General features: G+C 36.2%; 26 protein-coding genes. 5 read left to right on the plus strand and 21 right to left on the minus strand.

Annotated elements, in window-relative coordinates:
• From SOP96_RS02200 to pdxA, 9 genes are all read right to left on the minus strand, one after another.
• Complete coding sequence (locus SOP96_RS02200; RefSeq protein WP_326319595.1) at window positions 1-1,191, minus strand: glycosyltransferase; 1,191 nt, start codon at window positions 1,189-1,191, stop codon at window positions 1-3.
• A 2-nt stretch (window positions 1,192-1,193) separates the two neighbouring features.
• On the minus strand, window positions 1,194-2,183 hold the full coding sequence (locus SOP96_RS02205) for a glycosyltransferase family protein (protein WP_326319596.1): 990 nt from the start codon (window positions 2,181-2,183) through the stop codon (window positions 1,194-1,196).
• A 4-nt stretch (window positions 2,184-2,187) separates the two neighbouring features.
• Complete coding sequence (locus tag SOP96_RS02210) at window positions 2,188-2,952, minus strand: glycosyltransferase family 2 protein (protein WP_326319597.1); 765 nt, start codon at window positions 2,950-2,952, stop codon at window positions 2,188-2,190.
• Between the two features lie 244 nt (window positions 2,953-3,196).
• Window positions 3,197-4,444 (minus strand): ornithine--oxo-acid transaminase, encoded by a 1,248-nt coding sequence (gene rocD, locus SOP96_RS02215; protein WP_326319598.1) that lies wholly within the window; start codon window positions 4,442-4,444, stop codon window positions 3,197-3,199.
• Between the two features lie 299 nt (window positions 4,445-4,743).
• A complete protein-coding gene (accC, locus tag SOP96_RS02220; protein WP_326319599.1) occupies window positions 4,744-6,099 on the minus strand; it encodes an acetyl-CoA carboxylase biotin carboxylase subunit in 1,356 nt (451 codons plus the stop codon).
• Window positions 6,100-6,203: 104 nt separating this feature from the next.
• The gene (accB, locus tag SOP96_RS02225; protein WP_326319600.1) at window positions 6,204-6,689 is read right to left on the minus strand and encodes an acetyl-CoA carboxylase biotin carboxyl carrier protein; all 486 of its coding nucleotides are present in this window, start codon (window positions 6,687-6,689) and stop codon (window positions 6,204-6,206) included.
• Between the two features lie 127 nt (window positions 6,690-6,816).
• Entirely contained in the window at window positions 6,817-7,020 is a 204-nt protein-coding gene (gene rpmF, locus SOP96_RS02230) for a 50S ribosomal protein L32 (RefSeq protein WP_076443861.1), read from the minus strand.
• A 59-nt stretch (window positions 7,021-7,079) separates the two neighbouring features.
• Window positions 7,080-7,604 carry a YceD family protein gene (locus tag SOP96_RS02235; RefSeq protein WP_326319601.1) on the minus strand — a complete coding sequence of 175 codons (525 nt, stop codon included), beginning with the start codon at window positions 7,602-7,604 and terminating at the stop codon, window positions 7,080-7,082.
• A gap of 84 nt (window positions 7,605-7,688) precedes the next feature.
• A complete protein-coding gene (gene pdxA / locus SOP96_RS02240; RefSeq protein ID WP_326319602.1) occupies window positions 7,689-8,780 on the minus strand; it encodes a 4-hydroxythreonine-4-phosphate dehydrogenase PdxA in 1,092 nt (363 codons plus the stop codon).
• Between the two features lie 49 nt (window positions 8,781-8,829).
• Here pdxA and SOP96_RS02245 point away from each other — a divergent pair, with 49 nt between their 5' ends.
• The 3 genes from SOP96_RS02245 to SOP96_RS02255 are packed head-to-tail and all read left to right on the plus strand — an operon-like array spanning window position 8,830 to window position 11,565.
• Complete coding sequence (locus SOP96_RS02245; protein WP_326319603.1) at window positions 8,830-9,444, plus strand: riboflavin synthase; 615 nt, start codon at window positions 8,830-8,832, stop codon at window positions 9,442-9,444.
• Window positions 9,416-10,870 carry a sensor histidine kinase gene (locus tag SOP96_RS02250; protein WP_326319604.1) on the plus strand — a complete coding sequence of 485 codons (1,455 nt, stop codon included), beginning with the start codon at window positions 9,416-9,418 and terminating at the stop codon, window positions 10,868-10,870. The genes SOP96_RS02245 and SOP96_RS02250 overlap by 29 nt, the downstream gene beginning before the upstream one ends.
• On the plus strand, window positions 10,870-11,565 hold the full coding sequence (locus SOP96_RS02255) for a tRNA1(Val) (adenine(37)-N6)-methyltransferase (RefSeq protein ID WP_326319605.1): 696 nt from the start codon (window positions 10,870-10,872) through the stop codon (window positions 11,563-11,565). Before SOP96_RS02250 ends, SOP96_RS02255 begins: the two co-directional genes overlap by 1 nt.
• Before the next feature lie 99 nt (window positions 11,566-11,664).
• Here SOP96_RS02255 and SOP96_RS02260 read toward each other — a convergent pair whose 3' ends face one another.
• Together SOP96_RS02260 and rpmH are read right to left on the minus strand one after the other, a co-directional pair.
• A complete protein-coding gene (locus SOP96_RS02260; RefSeq protein WP_326319606.1) occupies window positions 11,665-12,375 on the minus strand; it encodes a cell division ATP-binding protein FtsE in 711 nt (236 codons plus the stop codon).
• Between the two features lie 153 nt (window positions 12,376-12,528).
• Window positions 12,529-12,687, minus strand: a complete 159-nt coding sequence (rpmH, locus tag SOP96_RS02265; protein ID WP_007843334.1) for a 50S ribosomal protein L34 — start codon at window positions 12,685-12,687, stop codon at window positions 12,529-12,531.
• Between the two features lie 237 nt (window positions 12,688-12,924).
• Here rpmH and SOP96_RS02270 point away from each other — a divergent pair, with 237 nt between their 5' ends.
• On the plus strand, window positions 12,925-13,932 hold the full coding sequence (locus tag SOP96_RS02270; protein WP_326319607.1) for a DHH family phosphoesterase: 1,008 nt from the start codon (window positions 12,925-12,927) through the stop codon (window positions 13,930-13,932).
• 127 nt (window positions 13,933-14,059) lie between these two features.
• Here SOP96_RS02270 and SOP96_RS02275 read toward each other — a convergent pair whose 3' ends face one another.
• The 9 genes from SOP96_RS02275 to tilS form a co-directional block, all read right to left on the minus strand.
• A complete protein-coding gene (locus SOP96_RS02275) occupies window positions 14,060-14,857 on the minus strand; it encodes a patatin-like phospholipase family protein (RefSeq protein WP_326319608.1) in 798 nt (265 codons plus the stop codon).
• Between the two features lies 1 nt (window position 14,858).
• Entirely contained in the window at window positions 14,859-15,641 is a 783-nt protein-coding gene (locus SOP96_RS02280; RefSeq protein WP_326319609.1) for an alpha/beta fold hydrolase, read from the minus strand.
• 11 nt (window positions 15,642-15,652) lie between these two features.
• Entirely contained in the window at window positions 15,653-16,162 is a 510-nt protein-coding gene (locus SOP96_RS02285; RefSeq protein ID WP_326319610.1) for a hypothetical protein, read from the minus strand.
• Between the two features lie 61 nt (window positions 16,163-16,223).
• Window positions 16,224-16,751: a biopolymer transporter ExbD gene (locus tag SOP96_RS02290; RefSeq protein WP_326319611.1), complete on the minus strand. Its 528-nt coding sequence runs from the start codon at window positions 16,749-16,751 to the stop codon at window positions 16,224-16,226.
• A gap of 214 nt (window positions 16,752-16,965) precedes the next feature.
• Window positions 16,966-19,029 (minus strand): protein-disulfide reductase DsbD family protein, encoded by a 2,064-nt coding sequence (locus SOP96_RS02295; protein WP_326319612.1) that lies wholly within the window; start codon window positions 19,027-19,029, stop codon window positions 16,966-16,968.
• A 264-nt stretch (window positions 19,030-19,293) separates the two neighbouring features.
• Window positions 19,294-20,208, minus strand: a complete 915-nt coding sequence (locus tag SOP96_RS02300; RefSeq protein ID WP_326319613.1) for a hypothetical protein — start codon at window positions 20,206-20,208, stop codon at window positions 19,294-19,296.
• A gap of 16 nt (window positions 20,209-20,224) precedes the next feature.
• Entirely contained in the window at window positions 20,225-21,184 is a 960-nt protein-coding gene (locus SOP96_RS02305) for a redoxin domain-containing protein (protein WP_326319614.1), read from the minus strand.
• An 87-nt stretch (window positions 21,185-21,271) separates the two neighbouring features.
• Window positions 21,272-21,826: an RNA polymerase sigma factor gene (locus SOP96_RS02310; protein WP_326319615.1), complete on the minus strand. Its 555-nt coding sequence runs from the start codon at window positions 21,824-21,826 to the stop codon at window positions 21,272-21,274.
• Window positions 21,799-23,115, minus strand: coding sequence for a tRNA lysidine(34) synthetase TilS (tilS, locus tag SOP96_RS02315; RefSeq protein WP_326319616.1), 1,317 nt, complete (start codon window positions 23,113-23,115; stop codon window positions 21,799-21,801). The genes SOP96_RS02310 and tilS overlap by 28 nt, the downstream gene beginning before the upstream one ends.
• A gap of 88 nt (window positions 23,116-23,203) precedes the next feature.
• Here tilS and SOP96_RS02320 point away from each other — a divergent pair, with 88 nt between their 5' ends.
• Entirely contained in the window at window positions 23,204-24,037 is an 834-nt protein-coding gene (locus SOP96_RS02320; RefSeq protein WP_066440732.1) for an OmpA family protein, read from the plus strand.
• A gap of 62 nt (window positions 24,038-24,099) precedes the next feature.
• Here SOP96_RS02320 and SOP96_RS02325 read toward each other — a convergent pair whose 3' ends face one another.
• A complete protein-coding gene (locus tag SOP96_RS02325) occupies window positions 24,100-24,252 on the minus strand; it encodes a hypothetical protein (RefSeq protein ID WP_326319617.1) in 153 nt (50 codons plus the stop codon).
• Between the last annotated feature and the right edge of the window lie 133 nt (window positions 24,253-24,385).

Genomic DNA, 24,385 nt, shown 5'->3' on the forward strand with positions numbered 1-24,385 from the left:
TTAAATAATTTTTTTCAGGGTTTCGTGTACCGCCTCGATTGAAAAAGGACGAAGGCTGTTTACCGAATTTTCACTAAGAAGATTCCAAAGTTTTTCATCATTATTCAGTCGGATGATGGATTCTGCAAAAGATTTTTCATCATTGGCAATCAGAACATTTTTTTCGTTCACCAGCTGCATGCCTTCAGCGCCGATATCTGTAGTTACAACAGGTAAAAAATATTCAAAGGCCTGGCCTATCTTACCTTTTACACCGGCTCCGAATCTCAATGGTGCTACCATCAATTTAGACGTCATGAAATACTCCTCAATGCTTTCCACAAATCCTAAAAATTTGAACTTAGGATATTGTTTCAGATCGAGTTTATCAGCGACATTTCCAATCACGCTTACCTCAAGATCAGGATTTTCCTTCCATACCAGGGGCATTACTTTTTCATATAAAAACTTTACCGCATCAATATTGGGTTCATGAATAGAACCAATGAATACAATTCCCCTGCTTGATGCAAAATCATTCCTTTCTGAAATATCAATTTTAGGATAATGTATATTGGAAATGGTAAGGATTTTTCTTTCATCAGAATACTTTTGCATGATTTCCTTTTCTTTATCGGAAATCGCAATGATATAGTCAAGTTGAGGCGCAATAACCGTTTCCAGACGGAAGAAGTGTTTATATTTTTTCTTTAACGAAATACGGTTCGGTTCAATCTCAATTGCTCTTTTATAACGTAAAAAATGAATGTCTACCATGTCGTAGATGAATTTCGCAGTGGGCAGAATATTTTTTATTTTTTGATAGAATAAATTCAGGGCAAGAGGTCCGTTAAACCAGACAAAGTCTACTTTTTTAAAATCATTTAGAAATTCGTAGATGGTTTTGTACTTTTTGTTTTCAGTAAATACAATGATATTATTTACCTTATAAAACTTTACATAAGGATCATCTTCAAATATATGAGGCGCAAATAAAATACAGTTGTAGCCCAACTCTTTGTAGATGAAGATAATTTCCTTAAGCCTGTTGGAGCCGGAGTCTCTATCATGAGTAGGAAAATCCCGGGATGCAAATAAAATGGTTTTTTTTAACGGGTCAAAAGAGCCTATGTTAACAATCTCCTGTGTATTTAGAATACTGAGTTTTTCTTTTCGTTTAAAGTGTTTTTTAATTCTTTTTATAATTCCCATTATTATGCTTTTTTGTTGAGCCCAAACACTTTATCCGTCCAATGTTCCAGGGTATACCTGTAATAAATTTCTTCCGGAACTTTTTCATAAGGAGTTTCAAAAAAAGATTTTTCCAGATTACTGCATGTTTCATTTAACACCAGGATATTCTTCGGGTTGTAAAAATCATACCTTTTGATCAGCTCATTATCCGTAATGATTTTCTTTTCCAAAGCCAACGCTTCAAAGACCCTGAAGCTCAGTCCGTATTGGTTTTCACGGGTGAGATCAAGCAAAGCTCGCGAATTTTTATAAAATTCCGGAAGTTTTTTATGGCTTATTTTTTTAATGCTGAATAAGATGTGCAGGTTTTCCGGAATCTGAATAAATACATTCCTTAATTGATGCTTCCAGCCTTTTTTCCCGATCACAATAATCTGAAATTTAGACTGTATCTGCAGGAGCCTTTTAGTAAGCTGTTTAATAAATTCTACTCTTTTATTATCATAGGAAGTGATGTAAAAAAGATCCATCTCAGGATTTTGTTTTCTCTCCGGACAAAATGGAAGGTAAATATAATTGGTGAGCTTTTCAAAGCCATATTTTTCAACATCGGCAATATCAAATGAAAATATTTTATCAAAAAGATCAAGTTTTTCTTTATCCACTACCACGCGGTCAAGGCTATCATAAAGATAAGTGATAAGGCGGCTGGTATATTTTCTGATTTCCTGAAGGGTAGCGAAATCAAAAGTATCCGGGTTCATCACCAGAATCTGATCCTGATATCCCAGCTGGTGAAGAGAATCGGTAACAAACCGTTGTCTTTTTTCCGTTTTCAGATTTTTATTGAGAAAGATTTTGCTTACGGCATTTTTTGCCCTTTCACTAAAATTAGAATGGGTTACATCGGCAATTTTAATGTGGTGGGCATCTATATTTTTAGAACGTAAAGCATCAACTATATAGTGGTCGTATCCCCAGAAATCGAAACTAATTACACAGATTTTCATTCACTCAGTTTTGCTCCTTTTTTAATGATTCATACGTTTCAAAAACACTTAAGGATTGCAGATAGGAAAGCTGATAGCCTTCTTTTCCGTCAAGAATACCTAAACGCAAAATATATGCCTTAAAAAATTTAAAAGCCGTTTTTGAATATTGTATTGCAAGACTATATTTTTTCCCTTTGGCTGCCAGTTCCTGCCCTTTCAGAATTCCATAATGAATCATTTTTGATTTATAGGAGTTATAATCACTAACGGAAAAATGCAGCAGCTTATTTTTTAACGCTCCAATGGTTCCGTTTACATGAAGCGTTTCGTGAACTTTTTTGTCACCGGTGTATCTTGCCTTGGACTTTCTAAACAGCCTGAAATTCTTATCGGTCTGTGTTCCGGAATAATGAATGGGCTTACCTGCAAAATAAAATTTTCTGTAAAAATAATAAGCATCTTTTTTCTCCGGCTTTTCTAATTCTTCCAGAATTTCATTTTTTAAAGACGCAGTGATTCTTTCATCTCCGTCAAGAAACAATACCCAGTCATTTTTTGCGGCATCCAAAGCAATATTTCTTTGCTTTGTAAAATCCTCAAACGTATGTTGAATTACCTTTACTTTAGAAAATTGCTGTGCGATTTCTATTGTTTTATCTGTACTGAAAGAATCTACAACAATAATTTCGTCACAGAAATCAAAGCACTCCAGTACTTCCCGAATGTTTTTTTCTTCGTTATACGTAATGATTAAGCCACTTACATTCATCATGACCTTTTCTGCCATCCCAATTATTTTATCTAAAAAAGAATTAATTTTCAAAGATAAGTTTTAATTTGAAATGTATCGGTGTATCTTTCCGTTTATATCAGTAATCTACCGTTCAAAAGAATTTTCCGGAAGGTAAAAATTGATCGTAATTGTTTGATTTGAAAATATTTAGACTTGTAAATCAGAGTCTCAGCGTATAAAACTTTAAGGTTTAAAGATTTTATCAAATTTTTTAATGAATCATTCATCGCTTCCATTTCTACTGAAATGAAAGGATGGTTTTTTCGATAATTTTCACACAATCTAAAAGCTGCTCTTCCGTAATAACCAAAGGCGGAGCAAGCCTGATGATATTTCCATGAGTCGGTTTGGCAAGTAGCCCGTTATCTTTTAATTGTAAGCATATATTCCATGCTGTGGAACTTTCCGGAGTATCATTGATTAAAATGGCATTAAGTAATCCCTTTCCTCTTACTTTGGTAATAAGATTGGTTTTTTCAATTAATTTTTCAATTTCGGAACGGAATAATTTCCCCAGCTCTTCAGCTCTCTCGGATAGTTTTTCTTCCTGTACAACGTCCAGTGCTGCTACTGCTACTGCACACGCAATAGGATTTCCCCCAAAGGTTGATCCATGCTGGCCGGGTTTTATGACATTCATAATTTCGTTATTGGCTAAAACTGCTGAAACAGGATACATCCCGCCGGAAAGAGCCTTGCCTAAAATAAGAATGTCCGGCTGAAGATCTTCATGATGACAGGCAATTAATTTCCCGGTTCTTGCAATACCCGTCTGAACTTCATCTGCAATAAACAAAACATTATATTTCTTACATAATTCGGAAGCGCTTTTCAGAAAACCGCTGTCCGGAACATAAACTCCCGCTTCACCCTGAATCGGTTCAACAAGGAATGCCGCAATATTGTCTGCCTCTCTGCTCAGAACTTCTTCCAATGCATTGATGTCATTGTACGGAATTTTAATAAATCCTGGTGTAAAAGGGCCGTAATTCTGATTGGCATCCGGATCATTTGAGAAAGAAACGATGGTAGTGGTTCTTCCGTGAAAATTATTTTCGCAAACAACAATTTTAGCCGCATTTTCGGAAATACCTTTTATCTCGTAGCTCCATTTTCTGGCTAATTTCACTGCGGTTTCTACTGCTTCCGCCCCGGAATTCATGGGCAATACCTTATCAAAACCAAAAAGATCAGTAATCTTCTTCTCGTATTCCCCCAATCTGGAATTGTAAAAGGCCCTTGATGTTAAAGCAAGTTTTTTAGCCTGCTCCACTAATGCTTCCACAATTTTAGGGTGAGAATGTCCTTGATTAACAGCAGAATAAGCTGATAAAAAGTCATAATATTTTTTGCCTTCCACATCCCATACAAAAACACCTTCACCTTTGTCTAAGACAACGGGAAGAGGATGGTAATTGTGGGCACCATGTTTGTCCTCAAGGTCGATAAAATATTGTGAATCTTTTATAATTTCTGCTGTTGACATATATTTGATTTTGCGCAAATGTAAACAATATAAATGATATCGTTAAACAGAAATCCAGTGTTGATAAAGACGTTAATTTAAGAACTTTTAATTCTGTAGTAAAAGTGTATCAGAAAATATTTATTATACAAATAATCTGTTATAGTTATTCTATCTTTAGAAAATATGATTTTAATATTTTTTTAAATTAAATACTTGCGCATCAACTTTGTCAAAGTTCCGAACTTTGACAAAGTTTTTTAAATGCTGCATAAAAAAACCGCCTTCATGAGGCGGTTAAAAATTATATACAAATCAGATTAATGATTGTCGTATTTTTTATCCATCACAAAATCTTCCATGAATTTTGTGGTGTAATTTCCTGAAAGATAATCTTCATGATCCATCAGCTGTCTATGGAAAGGAATGGTTGTTTTAACGCCTTCAATATAAAATTCTTCCAACGCTCTTCTCATCTTAGCAATAGCTTCCTCACGGGTTTGTGCCGTAGTGATAAGTTTTGCGATCATTGAATCATAATTGGAAGGAATAGTATATCCTGAATAAACGTGAGTGTCAACTCTTACACCGTGTCCCCCAGGAATGTTTAATCCTGTGATTTTCCCCGGAGATGGTCTGAAATCCATATAGGGATCTTCTGCATTAATTCTGCATTCAATGGAATGTAATTTCGGATAATGATTGATTCCCGAAATAGGAGTTCCTGCAGCCAGAAGAATTTGTTCTCTGATCAGATCATAATCAATTACCTGTTCTGTAATCGGATGCTCTACCTGAATTCTCGTATTCATTTCCATGAAATAGAAATTTCTGTGTTTGTCTACAAGGAATTCAATAGTACCCACTCCTTCATAACCAATAAATTCAGCCGCTTTTACGGCAGCTTCACCCATTTTCTCACGAAGCTCGTCGGTCATGAAAGGCGAGGGCGTTTCTTCCGTAAGCTTTTGGTTTCTTCTCTGAACCGAGCAGTCTCTTTCAGAAAGATGACAGGCTTTACCGAACTGATCTCCCGCAACCTGAATTTCAATATGTCTTGGTTCTTCGATCAGTTTTTCCATGTACATTCCTCCGTTTCCGAAAGCAGCAACCGCTTCCTGGATCGCAGATTCCCAATGCTCTTTCAGATCTTCAGCTTTCCAGACTGCTCTCATCCCTTTTCCACCACCACCGGCCGTAGCTTTAATCATCACAGGATAACCAATCTCTTCGGCAGTTTTAGCAGCAATTTCATAAGATTCAATGAGGCCGTCGGAACCAGGCACACAAGGTACACCTGCCGCCTTCATGGTTGCTTTCGCATTCGCTTTATCTCCCATTTTCTCAATCTGTTCAGGAGTAGCACCGATGAACTTGATACCGTTTTTCTGGCAGATTCTGGAAAAGTTGGAGTTCTCTGATAAGAAGCCATAACCAGGGTGAATTGCGTCTGCATTGGTGATTTCCGCAGCAGCAATAATGTTAGGAATTTTTAAATATGAGTCTCTGCTCATTGCTGGACCGATACAAACCGCTTCGTCTGCAAATCTTACGTGAAGACTGTCTTTGTCGGCAGTCGAATAAACCGCAACGGTTTTAATCCCCATCTCTTTGCAAGTACGTAATATACGCATTGCAATTTCGCCACGATTGGCTATTAATATTTTTTTGAACATCTTCTTTAATTTGAAAATTAGATAATTTGAAAATTAGGAATGAGTACGAAACTTAAAAGTTAGTTATCTAACTTCTATCTTCTAACTTCTAACTTCTAACTAAATTATGATGGATCTACTAAGAATAAAGGTTGGTCATACTCTACAGGAGAAGAATCATCTACTAAAATCTTAACGATCTTTCCGCTTACCTCAGATTCAATCTGGTTGAATAGTTTCATTGCTTCGATTACACAAACCGTTTTACCTACGGAAACTTCATCGCCTACATTTACAAATACATCTTTATCAGGAGATGGCTTTCTGTAGAAAGTTCCTATCATTGGAGACTTGATAGTCACATATTTACTTTCATCGGATGCTGCTTCGGTTTTTTCAGCAGGCGCAGTTGCAGGAGTCGCAACCGGTGCAGGGGCAGCAGCAGCCTGCTGAGGCGCAGTGTGATACACAGTAGGTTGAGCATAAGCAACTTCGCTACCCGCTAATGGAGTTTTAATAGTGATTTCGAAATCTTTAGTTTTGTATTTTACTTCAGAAACTTCTGCTTTAGATACAAACTTGATAAGATTTTGTATGTCTTTAATGTCCATAAAATTGATATTTGATTTTGGGCCAAAGATACCAAAAAATAGTAAAAAACAACAAAAAACCGCCGATTTTTATAAAAATCGGCGGTTTTTTGTATCAAAACGAGTGTTTTCCAGAGGAAATCGACTCTTAATTTTCTTCAGTAGTTGTTACTTCCTTTTCCAATACTACTTTTCCTCTGTAGTAAAGTTTCCCTTCATGCCAGTGAGCTCTGTGATATAAGTGAAGCTCTCCTGTTGTTGCATCTTTAGCTAATTGAGGAACTACAGCTTTATAGTGAGTTCTTCTCTTATCTCTTCTTGTAGACGACTGTCTTCTCTTTGGATGTGCCATTTTCTAATAACTTTTTTAATTGATGAGTGATGAGATTCATCATCTCATCATTAAACTATTTAATTTTTATTCTTCAAATTTTTTAATGCATCCCATCTCGGGTCGCTTTTATGTTCTTCCTCTTCATCATTTTCTTTGGGACTGAACTTTTCAAGGATGGCAAGATCTTCATCACTTACATTTGGTGAAATTTTTTTCATCGGAATAGAAAGGGCAACGTTTTCATAAACCAATTGTGCCACATTGAAAGCATGATCGCTTGTAGGAATTGTTATAACATCTTCCTCGCTGTCGTCATATTCTTCCCCGAATTTCACCAATACCTTGATCTCATTTTCAATGGAATGGTCGAAATTTTCGTTTGTAATATCACAAACAAGCGCTACCGTACCATTTACTTTGATCTCAAACTCCAGAAACGTAGAATGTTTGTCAAGTAAAACATTTACTGAAATCCTGGGATTTGTAAATTCCTGTTCAGTATCAAATAATTGAAAGAACTCCTTATTGATCTCAAACCTGAACTCGTGCCTGCCGGTTTTTAATCCGGAAAAGTTTACGTCATAGTTTCTTAACTTGTCCATAAAATGAGTGTGCAAAAATATGCAATTTTTTTATAATAACAAATAATTTCTAAAACAAATTCACTTAAAATCTATATTGGAGATTTACGCTTCTGCTTCGTCCGGTAAATCTTCATCTATTCCGTTATCTACAACCATTTTTCTCGGTTGCAGTCGGTTGCTCATCAAATCATTGTATTCGCTTCTGTTCCTGAAAACTTTAATAGCTGTAAAAATAGCTTCGGTAAAACTCCGTTCGTCCGCTATGTTTTTTCCTGCAATGTCATAAGCAGTTCCATGATCCGGAGAGGTTCTTATGAATGGAAGACCTGCTGTATAATTCACGCCTTCTTCATACGCTAATGTTTTAAACGGGGCTAAACCCTGATCGTGGTACATCGCCAGAACCGCATCAAAACTTTTGTATTTTTCCGGCTGGAAAAAACTGTCGGCAGGGAAGGGTCCGAATGCAAGGATTCCGTTATCTGAAAGTTCTTTAATGGCAGGAGCAATAATTTCAATTTCTTCTTTTCCAATTACGCCGCCGTCTCCTGCATGTGGATTTAACCCTAAAACAGCAATTTTCGGTTTTGAAATATTAAAATCTTCAATTAAAGTCTGGTTTAAAACGCGGATTTGCTTTTTGATTTTTTCTTTAGAAATATTTTCCGCCACCTGAGCAATTGGAATGTGGTGTGTCAGTACCGCTACCTTTAAATCTTCCGTTACCAGGAACATTAATCCTTTTTTATTGAATTTTTCTTCAAAATATCCGGTATGTCCGGCATGTTTAAAGCCCATTTTCACCATTTCATCCTTGTTGATGGGTGCTGTAACCAGTACATCAATGTCTCCTTTTAATAAAGCTTCTGTGGCAGCTTCAAGAGAATCAATGGCCAATTTGGTGGATTCTTCGGTTGGTGTGCCGAGCTCTACCATAGAATTTTCTTTTACGAGATTCACCATATTAAGCTTTCCTCCCTGGGCTTGCGATGCTTCATTAATGTAATTGAAATTCAGATTCAGCTTAAAAATATTTTTCTGATAAGTGAACAATTTTCCCGAACCAAAAATCACAGGGGTGAAAAAATCCGTAATGGTTTTGTCTGCAAGGGATTTCATGATGATTTCCGGGCCGATGCCATTAAAATCTCCTATTGAAATTCCTACTCGTACTTTATGGTTTTTTGGGCTCATTTTGATTATCTTTGAAGATTAATAAACTACAAATTTAGCAAAAAATAATATGTTTACAGGAATAATTGAAGCGGTAGGGGTAATTGAGAAGATTGAAGAAAACGGAAGCAATATTAATTTTATATTAACCTGTCCTTTCACGAATGAACTGAAAATCGATCAAAGTTTAGCACACAACGGTTGTTGCCTTACCGTTGTAATGATCAGTGAGAACCAATATGTAGTTACAGCAATCAATGAAACTTTAGAAAAAACAAATCTCGGAAAATGGGAAGTTGGAACTGTGGTAAACCTTGAACGCTGCATGAAAATGGACGGGAGGCTTGATGGGCATATTGTACAAGGTCATGTTGATAAAACCGGAGAAGTGGTGAATATTGAAAATAAAGACGGAAGTTATTTCATTACGATCTCGTATGATGGTAACGGCGGTTTTGTTACAGTTCCTCAAGGTTCCATTACGGTAAACGGAATCAGTCTCACAGTTGCAAAAAGTGAAGACCATCAGTTTTCTGTTGCTATTATTCCTTATACCTGGGAATTTACCAATATGCAGTATTTAAAAAAAGGTGACCATGTTAATTTGGAATTTGACATAATTGGTAAGTATATTGCTAGGTTAATTAATAAACAGAATGTCAATGAGTATGTACAAAGGATATAGCCTGAGAAACCGTGTCTTTTTCGGATTCTTGTTGGTATGTCTTTTAAGTGTTGTCGCTTCTTCGCTGGTTCCCTATTTTGTTTTAAGGGAAAATTCCATTACGAAAAGCAGGATTGATATGCAGGAAAAAACAGGAGCGGTAATCCGCTATCTGGATTATGCAGTAAGCATGAAACATACAGAAACGCAGGATCTACCCACTCTTCTTGATAACAAAATCTTTGAAATTGCAGACATCAACCTGCACGACATTATTTTATACGACTTGAAAGGAAATTATTTACTTTCCAATAAAGATGAAAGCCTCGTAGAGCAGAAAAAGATTCCTATCAATATTGTTAACAGGATTCTTGCAACCAAAGCAAGGGTAGATATCAAAGGATATGATGCCTCTAAAGATGCCGTGCTTACCTCATCCTATCTTCTCCTGAAAAACAATGACCTTGAGCCGATTGCCATTGTATATATCCCTTTATACCATAATGAATCCGAGTATCTTGATGTTCTTAATACCTATGTGAAATATATTATTCTGGTTGATATCTTCCTGATTCTTTTCAGTGTATGGTTCAGCTGGGTTATGTCTAATAATTTAGCGAAAAATATTACCAAATTTTCTGATATGATTACCAGGATTACGCTGTTTGAAAATGAAATGCGGCCCATCCGGTATTATAAAAATGATGAATTGAATGCTCTTGCAAGAGCATATAACAGGATGATTCTTCAGATTCAGGATCAGAAAGAAAGGCTCCGTTTCAAAGCATCCGAAGAAGCGTGGAGAGAAATGGCGAAGCAGGTAGCTCATGAAGTGAAAAATCCGCTCACGCCAATGAAGCTTACGATTCAGAATTTTGAAAGAAAATTTGATCCCGAAGATCCGAACATCAGGGAGAAAGTAAAACAAATGAGCAAAACAATGGTTGATCAGATTGATCTTATCGCCACTGTTGCTTCAGCTTTTTCAGAATTTGCCAAGCTGCCGGAGAAAAATAATGAAATTATTAACCTGAATAATGAAGTGGAAGATATTCTTCGCGTTTTCAATGACGACAGTATTTTCATGCATTCCAATAAAAGCAATATCATGATCAATATGGACAGGATTTACTTGTCCAGAATCATTACCAATCTTGTTACCAATGCCAAACAGGCTGAAAGTGATGAGCGAAAACTCATTATTAATGTTGATGTAGAACAGCATCAGAGAAGAGTAATGATTTCTGTTCAGGATAACGGAATCGGAATTCCTGAAAATATTTATGAAAGAATTTTTGAACCCAATTTCACCTCTAAAAACAGCGGAATGGGTCTTGGCTTGGCTATGGTAAGGAAAATGGTTGAAGATTATAAAGGCGAAATTACCGTGAAATCCGAAGTCGGAAAAGGTTCTACATTCACCATCACTTTGCCTACGAATTTATAGTGAAACCTTTTACGTTTAAACAATTTACCATTCAGCAGTCAAAAGAGGTTTTTCGGGTAGGAACCGATGGTGTTCTGCTCGGTGCTTTGGCGAATGTTCAAAATACTCTCAAAATTCTCGAAATCGGAACCGGAACCGGATTGATCTCATTAATGCTTGCGCAGAGAAATTCTGATGCAGAGTTTTTAGGAATTGATATCAATAAAGATGCAGCTGAACTCACTAAAATCAATTTTGAAAATTCTCCTTTTTGTTCCAGGTTAAAGAATATTCATCAGGATTTTAAATTTTTTGAAACGGAACAGAGGTTTGATCTCATTGTCTCGAATCCCCCGTATTTTGAAGCTTCCAATTCTGAAAAGGATAAAATTGCAAGACAAACGGTAGAGCTGAATTTTCGCCAGCTTGTTGCAAAATCTTCGCAAATGCTTTCAGAGAAAGGAAGTCTGTCGATAATAATTCCAGCTGAAGCAGGAAATGATTTCATTGCAATAGCTGAAGAAAACCGGATGTTTCTGATCCGAAAAATTAATATAAAAGGAATCGAAAATTCAAAGATAAAAAGACTGATTCTTGAGTTTTCCTTATCTGAAAATAATTTAATTGAATCTGAATTTATTATAGAAAAAAGTCCGAGACAATACTCGGACCAATATCTTGAACTCACCAAAGAATTTCATGCTTTTAGAAAATAAAACTATTTTTTACCATTAAGCTATTAAGGAGTTAAGAATATTATTTGATTTTTTCTTAAAGCAACTTAACTTCCTAAATTGTTCTTAATTATTTGAATTTTATTCAAATAATTCCGCTGTATCAAGCACAGAAACTTTTCCGTCTTCACATCTTATCGCTTCTCCCGGGAAATTCTGGATCATGTGATAATCATGTGTAGCCATTACCACGGCCGCTCCGTTTTCAAGGGCAACCTGCTTCAGCAAAGTCATAATTTCATTAGAAGTTTCCGGATCAAGGTTTCCAGTAGGCTCATCCGCTAAAATTAAATCAGGATGATTAAGAAGAGCTCTCGCAATCGCAACACGCTGCTGCTCACCACCGGAAAGTTCATGAGGCATTTTATGTTTCTTGCTCTTCATGTTTACGCTTCCCAACACCTCATTGATACGGTCTTCCATTTTTATTTTGTCACTCCATCCCGTAGCTTCCAGTACGAATCTAAGGTTCTTTTCTACTGTTCTGTCAGAAAGCAGCTGGAAATCCTGGAAGACAATCCCTAATTTTCTTCTCAGGTTCGGTACGTCTGAAGCTTTTAGCTTGGCAAGATCAAAACCTACAACCGCTCCGTGTCCTGAAGCTAAAGGAATATGCCCGTACAATGTTTTCAGTAGCGAACTTTTCCCGGAACCTGTCTTTCCGATAAGATAGCAGAAACGACCTTTCTTAATATTAAGGTTCACATCAGAAAGCACGGTGAAGTTCTTCTGTGCAATCTTGGCGTGCTGCAGGCTGATAATGTTGTCTCCGGCAATATGTGTATGTGGCATAATTCAGTTTTAAAGTGCTTTTTTTCTAAAATTTTTCAGAATTTAAAAATAGGAAAAAGAAGGATAAAGAACCTAAATTTTAGGAAATTTTAACAACAAAAAATGCCTGAAAAACTTCTTTTCAAGCATGATTTGTATATGATAATAAAAAGATTATCTCTTAGCGCGTGATGCACTTACAGTTAAACTCTTTCTGCCTTTAGCTCTTCTCGCAGCCAAAACTCTTCTTCCATTTGGCGTAGACATTCTTTCTCTGAAACCGTGTTTGTTTCTTCTTTTTCTTTCTGATGGCTGGAATGTTCTTTTACTCATTACTATATGTTTAAATCGTAATTATCTATTAATTTTCAGGTTGCAAAGATAGGCAATTTTTTAAAAGTTACAAATTTTACCAATATTTTTTTGAAATTTTTAAGCTTATTATTTTATTGAATTTTTACAAAGCATTACAGGGGGCTGCTTGAACCGGAACAAAAATAATGCTTAATGATTTGCTTAAAAGCTCTATCTTTGGAAACTTAAATTTAAAGAAAAAAATAAAAGCATCTCATGTTTACACCCGCAGAACTTTTAGAAATCAATACATTACTAACTCCGGAAAACAAAATCATAATCCTTACCCATTATAATCCTGATGGTGATGCAATTGGTTCCAGCCTGGGTTTAAAGCATTTTCTTAAAGCCAAAGGAATTTTTGCTGAAGTAATTGTTCCCAACGATTTTCCCAAATTTCTGAAATGGATGCCGGAAGCCAAAAAAGTTCTGATCGGTGAATACAAAAGAAAAGTAGCTTCTGATCTGATCAGTGAAGCGGATGTTATTTTTTGCCTTGATTTTAATGCGCATTCCAGAATTGGTTTGCTGGGAGACTGGCTTGCCAATGCAAAAGCAAAGAAGATTCTTATTGATCATCATCAGCAGCCTGAAAATTTTGATTTTGTATATTCTGATACGGTGATTCCCGCAACCTGCCAGATGGTGTATCATTTCATTGAAGCTTTGGATGATGAAAACCTTGTAGATAAAGATATTGCTGAATGTCTTTATACAGGAATTATGACGGATACAGGAGGTTTCCGTTTCCGTTCTACCAGTGCAACTACTCACAGGATTATTGCAAACCTTATTGAGCATGGAGCAGATCCTGCCTTAATTACTTCAAATACCTGGGATACCAATACGGTTTCGCGCCTTCATTTGCTGGCTTTAATTTTAGGAAGAATTGAAGTGGTAAAAGACGGAAAAGTTGCCGTTCTTTATTTAACAAGAGAAGAATTAAAAGAATATGGTTTCCAGAAAGGAGATACAGAAGGTTTTGTTAATTACGGGCTGAGTATCATGGGAGTAAAAATGGCAGCTTTCTTTATGGAAGATTTGTATGAAGACTTCATCAAAATTTCTTTCAGAAGCAAAGATGATATGGACGTTAACCAATTCTCAAGAAAATACTTCAACGGAGGTGGTCACATCAACGCTGCGGGAGGAAAATCTTATGAGTCTTTGCAGGATACAATTAAAACCTTTAAAGGTAAAATTGAGGCTGAGGAAAGTTTATAATTAGATTAAAATTAAGATTTGATTTGAGGGGAAATGCAGTAAAAAAGTTGGAATTCAGATTTTATTTTTTAGAGAATGAATCGTTTTGCTTAATGACACACTTAACTATAACACTAAAACTCTTAATTTAACTCTGAAACCGCGAGTATCCCTTCTCTTCAAGCTCTTTGCAGGTGTATTCATACACTTCCTGAAACATGACATCAAGAAACTTTTTATTAAAAAGACTGAACTTCGTCATTTTAGGAGGATCAAGGAAAATGTCGCAGGACTTCGCTTTGGAGTAAACGGATTTGGCAATGGCTAAATGTAAAATTCTGTCGAATTCTTTCATGAGACTCATATTTTCAAGACTATCATAACTGATGGAGTTGACATGCGAAGCGATGAGAAAATCACATTTATCAATGATAGGTTCAATGGGAAGGTTGTCTAAAACACCGCCATCAACATAAATTTTTTCACCAATTTTTACAGGAGGCAAGACAAAAGGTACACTTGATGAAGCGAGCAGCGGGCCAAATAGCTCTCCTTCAGAAAAGAAATCTACAATTCCGTGCGTCATTTCAGTTGCGGCTACATATACCGGGATTTTTAAAATCTTAAAATCATCTTCCGGAAAATGATCCATGAATAATTTCATGATAAATTTCGAACTGAAAATCCCGTTTTTTGAGAGCTTTAAATAGGATCTTGAAAAGAAAGTCGTCTGCTTTATAATTTCCATCATTTCTTCCGGTGATTTGCCAAGGGAATAAAAGGCTCCTACGATGGATCCGGCGCTGGTTCCGGAAATAATGTCCGGTTTCAGGTTATATTCTTCCAATGCTTTTAAAACAGCAATGTGAGCAATTCCACGCATTCCTCCGCCAGAAAGCGTGAGCCCGATTACGGGTTTCTTTTTTTTAAACAGGAAATCCAGCATATCACAAAACTAAATGTTTCGGTAAATGATGGAGAAGCTCCGTATTGATGATTTCTGCGCAGATGGACGGTTTTTCCCAATGTCCGTTATGCCCGCAGTCCAGAACGTATGACTTTACGTTGGTTCTGTCCGGAAGGTTTTTAATCATCACTTCCGTTTTTACCGCATTGTCATGTTTTCCTGCAATAACTAAAATTTTGCAGTCAAGGTTTTCAAGAACATGCTTTTTATCGGTTCTTTCCACCATTCCTTTTACAGAAGCCAAGGCGCCCATGTTGTTAGTTGAAAGGGCAACTTCAAGGGCAGTTTCTATTTTGCCTTCCAGGACATCTCTTTCGTTTGAGTTGAAAAGGTTCGGAACACCTGCTCTGGCGTAATGCGCAAAAGCGTCTTCTATGATGCGGTAGCTTTTGATGCGCTGCTCTTTTTTTTCAGGATCGTCCGGAAGAAAGGATGAGAAAAATAAAGTTAAGCTTTTCAGGTAATCTGGATACTTTTCAGCAAAGCCTAAAGAAATGTAGCCGCCCATAGAATGACCGAGCAGGTGAACATTTTTAAGATTTTGGTCGTCCAGGACTTTTTTTACTTCTTCTGCCATCAGCTCCATTGTCTGAACTTCAGCAATAATTTCCGATTGCCCGTGTCCCGGAAGATCGATTTTCAATAACGAAAAATTTTCGGAAAGATGAGGCTCCATATCGCTCCAGATGGAAATATTTTCCATAAAGCCATGAAGCAAAACCAATGTTTCTTTTCCGTTCCCTTTTCTTTCGAAGTTCAGCATAAATTCAGGAGTTAAAAATGAATATCTATATAATCAACAAATCCCGAACCATTTACCATGTCCTGGAGACGGTATGTTTTTCCGCCATCTTTAGACATGAATGTTTTGGTGCCTTTCCTGAGATCAGGCTTTCCGTTTCCGTTCTCAGAAATGCTTTGCGAGATTGTTCCCGTGAAATTCATGTGCTTTTCTGAAATGACGGCCATAAAGCCTTTAATTTCCAGAGAATTTTTCCCTGATTTTAATTGCCCGGAAACATTGTAATGGTCTCTTTCGCCGTCAATTTTTTCAAACGAAATGGTTCCGGAACCTTTTATTGAATTATGGGTAATTTTATGAGATCCGCTGAAATCTTTGAAGCGGTTTTTAGATTTGATGCTATCGTTAATCTTTGTTCTTGCAGCATTAATGGAATCTATGATTTTTGTGCTGTCGGTTTTCCCGGAAATAGAAGTCGCTTCTTTTTTAGAACAGGAAATTACTAAAGCCGTCACAGCAAGAGCGGTTAACAAGTTTTTCATCGAATAAAATTATATCCAAAAATAAATAAAAAAAGAGCATTCTGAAAATGCTCTTTGGTGTTTATTGTGTTAATTCATCATAAACTTTCTTTTCCCACGGTTTGAGGTCGGTTATTCCGTAGCGTTCTTTTTTCGAGATGGCAATATTATCCAGGACATCTACGAAATTTTTATAATTCGCATCATCTGTAGGTTCAATGATAATGATGAAATTTTCCTTTTTTGGAGCTTTGATATAAGCTTCGGAAATAATTTTAGTGATATTGATTCCGCTGAAATTGGTTTCTTTTAAATTCGATCTATTTAAATCTTCTTTAGTTTTTTGATGATAAAAAACCCGGTTGTCTTTTCCTAAAATAAATGTAATCTGATTCAATGGATCTATTACAGGTCTATTGATAGGATTTGTATTGATCTCTTTCGCGGGCAACCCCAGATCCATGACATTAGGTTTTGTAAAATTAGTGGTAAACATAAAGAAGGTAATTAAGAGAAATCCTAAATCTACCATTGGAGTCATATCCACGCGGATCATTTTTTTTCTCTGTTTGCTGCCTCCTTGCTTTTCTTGTGCGATAATTTCTGCCATAGTTAATAGTTTTTTAAATGTTAAACGGTTTTTGAATAAGCGTATCAAATTGATATTTATTATTTGGAATCAATGCAAATTATATACCTAATATTTGATTTGAATAATTATTTTGTATTCTTTAAATGGCATGTTGCTTATTTTTCTGCAAATCAATAACATAAAAAAGCCTTATCAAAAAATTGATAAGGCTTTTGCGCTATGGTAATCTAAATTATTTATTGTTTTTATAATAATTGACTCCGCATTCAAGGAATTTTTTGAAATCCTCTTTAGGCATATATCCTGAAACCGGGGTGTTGATTACTTTTCCGTCCGGAGTCAATAAAACATAATGCGGCTGCGAATTGTTATTAAAGTTCACCTGCTGGAACAAGCTCCATCGGTCGCCTATTGTTTTTACTTTCTTCACCTGTCCGTCGCCAAGGTCAATTTTCGTTTTCTGATCTTCGGGGAGCTCTTCTTTGTCGTCTACATACAGCGAAGCTAAAACAACATCATTCTGAAGAATCGGTAGAATATCGCTTTCGCTCCATACAAATTCTTCCATCTTACGGCAGTTTTCACAACCGTAACCTGTGAAGTCAATTAAGATCGGTTTGTTTTCCTTTTTTGCAAGTTCTACTGCTTTAAAGAAATCATGTTCAGGATGCATTCCTAAGATCCCGTCTTTTTCATCATGGAAATAGCTTACATTTAACGGAGGTAAAATTCCGCTTAATAATTGCAGTTTAGGGCGTTCTGAAGGAATCAATCCCTGAACCAGGTAAATCACGAACCCTAATCCCAAAACCCCAAGAATTTTTCGGGTGATGGAAATTTTCGGTTTTTTATCATCATGCGGAAATCGTATTACACCAAATAAATACAATGCCAATCCTAAAGCCACAAGAATCCAGATCACAATGAAAAGTTCTCTTTTCAATAAGAATGTTTTGGAAACCAAGTCTGCTTTTGATAAGAATTTTAATGCCAAAGCCAATTCTACGAAACCTAAAACAACTTTCACCGTATTCATCCAGCCGCCTGATTTAGGAAGGCTTTGTAAAGCCTGCGGGAATAAAGCCAGTAATCCGAAGATGATTGCCCAAGCCAGTCCGAAGCCTGCCAGAGCAAATGTTAAAAGCATTGGAACGTTTGCAGAACCAGTTACCGCACTTCCCAGTAAGCTCCCTAAAATAGGTCCTGTACAGGAAAATGAAACGATTACTAAGGTTAAAGCCATGAAGAAAATTCCTACCATTCCGCCTGCTTCTTCTGCTTTTGAGGATTTGTTGGCAATGGAGCTTGGTAATGTGATATCATAATACCCGAAGAAACTTCCTGCGAAGAAAATGAATATGATGAAGAAGGCGATATTCAGCCATACGCTTGTGGATATTTCGTTGAAGATATTTCCTGCAATCCCGTCAATAATATGAAAAGGAACGCTCAGCAAAACAAAAATCAGGAAAATAAAAAAGCCGTAAATGAAAGCATCTCTTTTTCCTTTGGCCTTGTTCAGGCTTCCTTTGGTAAAGAATGATACCGTAAGCGGGATCATTGGGAAAACACATGGAGTGAGCAGTGCAATAAGTCCACCGATAAATCCAAGAAGTAGATACGTCCAGTAATTTTCAGCTACTTTTTCAGTGGCAACGCCGCAATCGGTAAGCGGTTTCTCAAAATTGATCGATGCAATTTTTAGCTGTTTAGGATCCAATTTTGATGATTCTGTTACAATAACAGTCTCTTTTGCCGGATTTACGAGTGTGGTTTCTGTTTTTGCAGAATCTTTTGTTGGTTCAGCAGTTCCGGTTGTAGTTTCTTCAGTGACACCTTTCGGAATTACCTGTTTATTAAACTCTAACGTATTTGGCGCAAGACAAACCCTGTCGTCACAGGTCTGATATGTAATTTCAGCAACAACATCTCCCGGTTTCGTACCGTCTTTCAGCCTGAATTTTTGTTTAAAACCAGCAGAATTGGAATAATACACAATTGTTCCACCGAATGCTTCTGAAAATTCTTCATGCTTTTTTCCAACTTCGGTAAATTTTCCGATCAGCTCAATATTTTTTCCGGAAACTTTATATTCAGTAGGAATTCCTGTGTCTTCCGGAAGGTCTTTGGAATAAATATGCCAGCCGCTTTCCATTGTGGCATTCAGCACGGCTTCGTATTGATTGTCTCCTAATTCGTTGATTGTAAATTTAAATTTTACAGGATTTTTGATTTGCGCATTAATTCCTGTTGCTAAAAACACGAGAACTAATAAAAACCAGTTTTTAAATTTCATTTTGCTTCTTATTAAAAATTTTGAGAATGTATCAGGACTTCTCATTCCCCCAGTATATCAGGTTCTGCAGGTAAGGCTGCGCAAATATGGAAATTTCACGATCAGCCGGGAACCGGATTTTTTTTTGCTTCGCTAAATTAGATATTTTTTTGTCCCTAAAAAACCCAGGAACTTTCTTTTTTCAAATAACAGTTATTTATAAACGTCTATATATGTTTCGGATTTTTTAAATATGCTGAAAATGCCTTTATTTCTTAAAATTTATTAAAATCTAAAACGGTATTCCAGGTTGGCGATAAAACTTCTTGTTAATCCGTCAGGTCGTGTATCACGCACTAAAAAAGGGACTCCAACATTCAGCTGCAAAGCATTGGTTTTATTTAAATTATAATCCAGAAAAATATTTCCATTAATGGTTAAACCTTCAGATCCGTCGATTTCTTCTTCAGCTCCTGCTGAATTTGTAAACTTATCTTTAGAAAGGTGATAAATATTTAACAAACCAGGTGTTAACAATAGCTTTTCCGTGATTTTTACCGGATAAGAAGCTCTCAGGAGGACATCGCCGCTGCGTTTAAAATCTTTCGTACTCTGGAAACCTGCCAAAGAGGAACTGGTGGGATAATTTTTAGCATTGAACTGGTTTTCATTTTGTGTTAAAGGCTGTTGCAGCGCTGCAACCAACTGTAGTTTTTTAATCTGGTATCCAACTCCTGCAATAAGGTCAAACGTTCCTAAGCTGGATTGATAATCCATCGGCAGAATGCTTCCGTTATCGGCTTTATTTCCATTGTTGAGAGGGATTTTTGCGCCTAACGTGAACGTAAGGTTTTTATTTACCCGGTAATTGGAATTCAGGTAAATGTCTGATAATCCGAATACGCTGATGCCGTTTCCTGTCTGAGCAATAGAAGTTGCTTTGGCACTGATTCCCAATGTAGAACTGATCTGCCTGTTGTATTCCAGGTATTGTCCGTAAACCGTTATCGAATTATCTGCATTTCCCAATGAAAACCCGGCTTTCAGCTCATTTTTGTACACATTGGCAGAATCTGCGGTATTGTGCGGCTTTAAACTATTTACGGTGCAAAAGCCGGCATCGCTGCAGCCCTGCGCATGTAAAAATCCGGGAATAGTCATTAAAAAAATGCTTAATAAAGAGAAATAAAATGTTTTCATAAGTCGTGTTTTAAATTTATAATTGTTTTAAAATATCTTCTATTGCTGCTCTTTCTTTATAATCCGGATTAAAATGCCTCCATGAGATTATTTTGTTTTCGTCCAGAATAAAAGTTGCGGAAACAGGAAGCCTTCCGGAATTATCAGATCTGCTTTCCGCAAAACCTTCCACCTTTGATTTGTAAAGATCCAGTATTTTCGTGTCGGGAGTATACAATACATCAAACGCTTCGGCGATTTTGTAGCCCTCATCATATAATACCGTGTATGAGGTTTGGGTTTTTTCGATGGTTTTTTCAATAAATTCCGGTTTTTCGGGAGATATGATCACCAGTTTGGCATTTTTAGCCTGTAATTCCGGAGAAAGATTCTGAAGGGATTCGATATATTTATTGCAGTAAGGACACCATTGTCCACGAATGAAAACCACAATCAATTTCTCCTTTTGATCTGATGAAGAAAACAGATTTCCCAGATGATCTTTCGCAGAAAAGTCCGGAATTTTATCGCCCACCATTTTGCCTTTTACCATATCAATTGTTTTCGGAGTTGCAGAGTTCGAAATTTTATTCGAAACCGACATTCCTATCGTTGAAAATTGTTCTGCATTATAATATCCGAAATCATACTGAACGAGTTTTCCGTTTGCATCTAAAAATAAGAACGACGGAAAATTAACAATGTTAAATTCTTTGGCCAGGGCTACACCCTCTTTTTCTGCATCTATGGCAAGACTCACAAAGTTTTTGTTAAAAATTTCTCCAACTCTTGCATCGGTAAAGGTGTTTTTCTTCATGAGCTTGCAAGGCCCGCACCAAGTGGTGTAAATATCTATGAAGATGAGCTTATTCTCTTTCTTCGCAATTTGTTTTGCCGTTTCTAAACTGATTTTTTGGAAGCTGATTCCTTTTTTGCTCTGTGCATTTGCAAATATTGCTATGAAGAGGCAGAGACTTAGTATTATTTTTCTGGTCATAATATTGTTACTTATTTATAAGTTCCAGAAACAAAAAAAAATCACCCGTGTTGTGAGTGATTTTTTATAAGTATCTGTATTTCAGTATTAAAAATTATCGTTTTGTTTAATTTTTCTGATCTGTTCCACACATTTATGCTTCTGGTTTTGTGCGCTGTGCCTGCTGGAATATTGATATTTGCTTTGAATTTCTTCAATATTTTTATTATTCATGAAAATATCCTGAATCAAATTTTTACAATGAGAAGATACAGCATTCATATAATCATTAAGCTTATCCCAATAATCACGTTCGTTCTCAATGGCAGCATTGATTTCCTCCTGATGGTTGAGGTAATAATTTTCAGGAATCTCCGTAAGAAATTCTTTATTTCTGAGTTTTTTCAGCCATAAATTTTTAGAAATTCCTGATAGATAATTGGCGAGGCAGGTATACGCTTTGAAATGATCAGCGTATAATTTTTCGTACAAAATGATAAGAGCATCCTGAAAAATATCTTCGGCATCTTCCAGGTTTCCACTGTTATTTAGGACAAACTTTTTGGTGTAGACAAAATATTTCTGATATAAAATAGCAAAAGCAGCATTACTGTCTTTTCTAAAATCTTCTATTGCTAAAGTATTTGTTGTTCTTTTATCCATCGTATATTGAGTGTTTTTTCAGTATGTTGTTCCGCGCAAAATCTCCTGTCCTGCCGATAAGGTATTACCCCTAAAACCTGGTCTTTTGAATCGCAGAGCAGCCATGTATTTTGCTTTTCTGAAACTGATAATTTTTCGTCCCGCAGGTATTTCGAAACCTTCTTTTTTCCTTTCATTCCGGTTGGAAAGAATACATCCGCTTCTTTCTTTTTTCTTAACTTTAAAGGAAGGCTTATTGTTTCAAGATCTAAAAGCCAATCGAATGATTTTGTGATAATGATTTGATATTCATTGTTATCGCTCAGTATTATTTCATTATTATGGCTTTTTAAAATGATTTCTTCAGCTTTCTCTTTTGAAATATGTTCTTCAGGATTTGTAATAAAAAAACCATTTCGATCTACAATTAGCTTATATTCTTTTGAAAAAAATACGCTTCCGTTTTCCGCTGTAAAAATTTTAGCAATTTCTTCTTCGTTGGCAAAGCCATATTTTTTTAAAATCTCGAATTTCACAAAAGCACTTTCTGCGGCAAGCTGTTTCTTTGATAAAATTTTTTGATCCTTGTTAAAAACAGTTATGCGGTTTTCAATTTCCTGAATCTGCTGCTGTACAAAATCTTTTGTCTGATTGAGGTATAACGAACTTTTTTTAAAATTTTCAAGAAAATGCGAATTGGTTTCGAGCAATTTTGGAACAATTTCATGGCGTATCTTATTTCTCAGGTAATCACTTTTCTGGTTGGAAAGATCTTCTCGGTATTCAATATGCTTATCTTTCGCAAAAGCATAAATTTCTTCTTTGCTAAATGGTAGAAGCGGACGTAAAATATTGTTGTCGCTTGAGGGAATTCCTGCTAATCCGTTTATTCCTGCTGCTTTTGAAAGGTTGATGATGAATGTCTCAAGCTGGTCGTTCAGGTGATGGGCAGTCACCAGGAAATCAAGGTTCTCCTTTTTGCAGATTTCTTTAAAGAATTTGTACCTGAGTTCCCTTGCCCAAAGCTGGATAGAATTTTCCGGTTTGTTATCTGTCTCTGAAACTTCGTAAACATGAAATTTGATATTGTTATTTTTACAAAAATCCTGTACCACCTTTTGATCAAGATCAGAATCTTCTCCACGGAGTTTATAATTGATATGCGCTACCTGAAACTGTAACCCTAAATCATTAAAAATATAGACTAAAACCATAGAATCTGCACCGCCGCTTACCGCCAGAAGATAGGTTCTTATTTCGGGAGCCTGCACAAGATTTTGCAATTGATTCTTAAGGTGTAACGTTTCCAAAATGTATGCTGAGAATTTCTTTGTACAAAGATAATCTATATTATTAAAATGAATTTTGCTACCTTTGATCGTCTTAAAATGATTATTTATGAAAATTTTTAAAATCTTAGCAGTATCTGCAATGGTGTTGGGAATGACATCTTGTATCAGCAAAAAACAGTATGATGCACTAAGCTCAAACTACAAACAATGTATTGAGAACGTGGGAGAAAGACAGAGAGAAATTCAGGATCTGAAGTCTCAAAACTCTGCTTTGACAAGCGAAAATAACCTGTTGAAAAGTCAGCATGACGCTTTGAAATCTTCATTGGATGCATGTCTTTCCAATACAGGAAAAAGCTCTGCCAATATTGATAAGCTGGTGGGAGAAATCAACGCTTCAAACTCTTACATCAAACAGCTGATTTCAAGCAATGCTAAAAATGACAGCTTAAATTTAGCATTATCAAACAAACTGAAAAGATCTTTGGATAATGTAGCGGACAGTGATGTTCAGGTAAAAGTATTGAAAGGAGTGGTAATGATCTCTCTTTCTGATAAAATGTTGTACAAAACAGGAGACTACAACGTATTGCCTGCTGCACAGGAAGTATTAGGAAAAGTAGCGAAAGTAATCAACGATTATGATAAATATTCTGTATTGATCGAAGGTAACACGGATAATGCACCTTTAAATTCTCCAAACTTACCAAGAGACAATTGGGATCTTTCTGCATTGAGAGGTACTGCGGTAGCTAAAGTTTTACAGACTCAGTTTGGCGTAGATCCTGCAAGAATTACTGCCGGTGGTAGATCAGAATACAATCCTAAGGCAACCAACATGAGCGTTTCCGGAAGAGCTGAAAACAGAAGAACGGAAATCATCATTATGCCGAAGCTTGATGAATTCATGAAATTAATGGACATCGCACCGAAGAAATAATAAGAACAAAACATTCAATCAATAACAATAAATCCCGAAGCAATTCGGGATTTATTTTTTAGTCAAATTAATTCTTCTTTTTTCAATAATGAAATAATTCGCTGAAAAAATGAATTGGATATTTCCGGTTTAGTTTTTTTCTGAGATTCTGCCTTATCTTTTGATAGTACATTTCCTCTCTTCTCTTGGTTAATTTGTTTTACTCCAGCATCCATTTTAGTTAGTGTTTTTACCCTGACCCAAAGGTATCACTATTCCGAAAGTCTTACCATCCGTATTTTTACGGTAATTTTTATGTGGATTTACCCGTGTTACGGAATATTTGCGAATCTTTTTACTTTTTGCTTA

Origin of the sequence: Chryseobacterium salviniae (assembly GCF_035819015.1) — a bacterium.
Lineage (GTDB): Bacteria > Bacteroidota > Bacteroidia > Flavobacteriales > Weeksellaceae > Chryseobacterium > Chryseobacterium salviniae.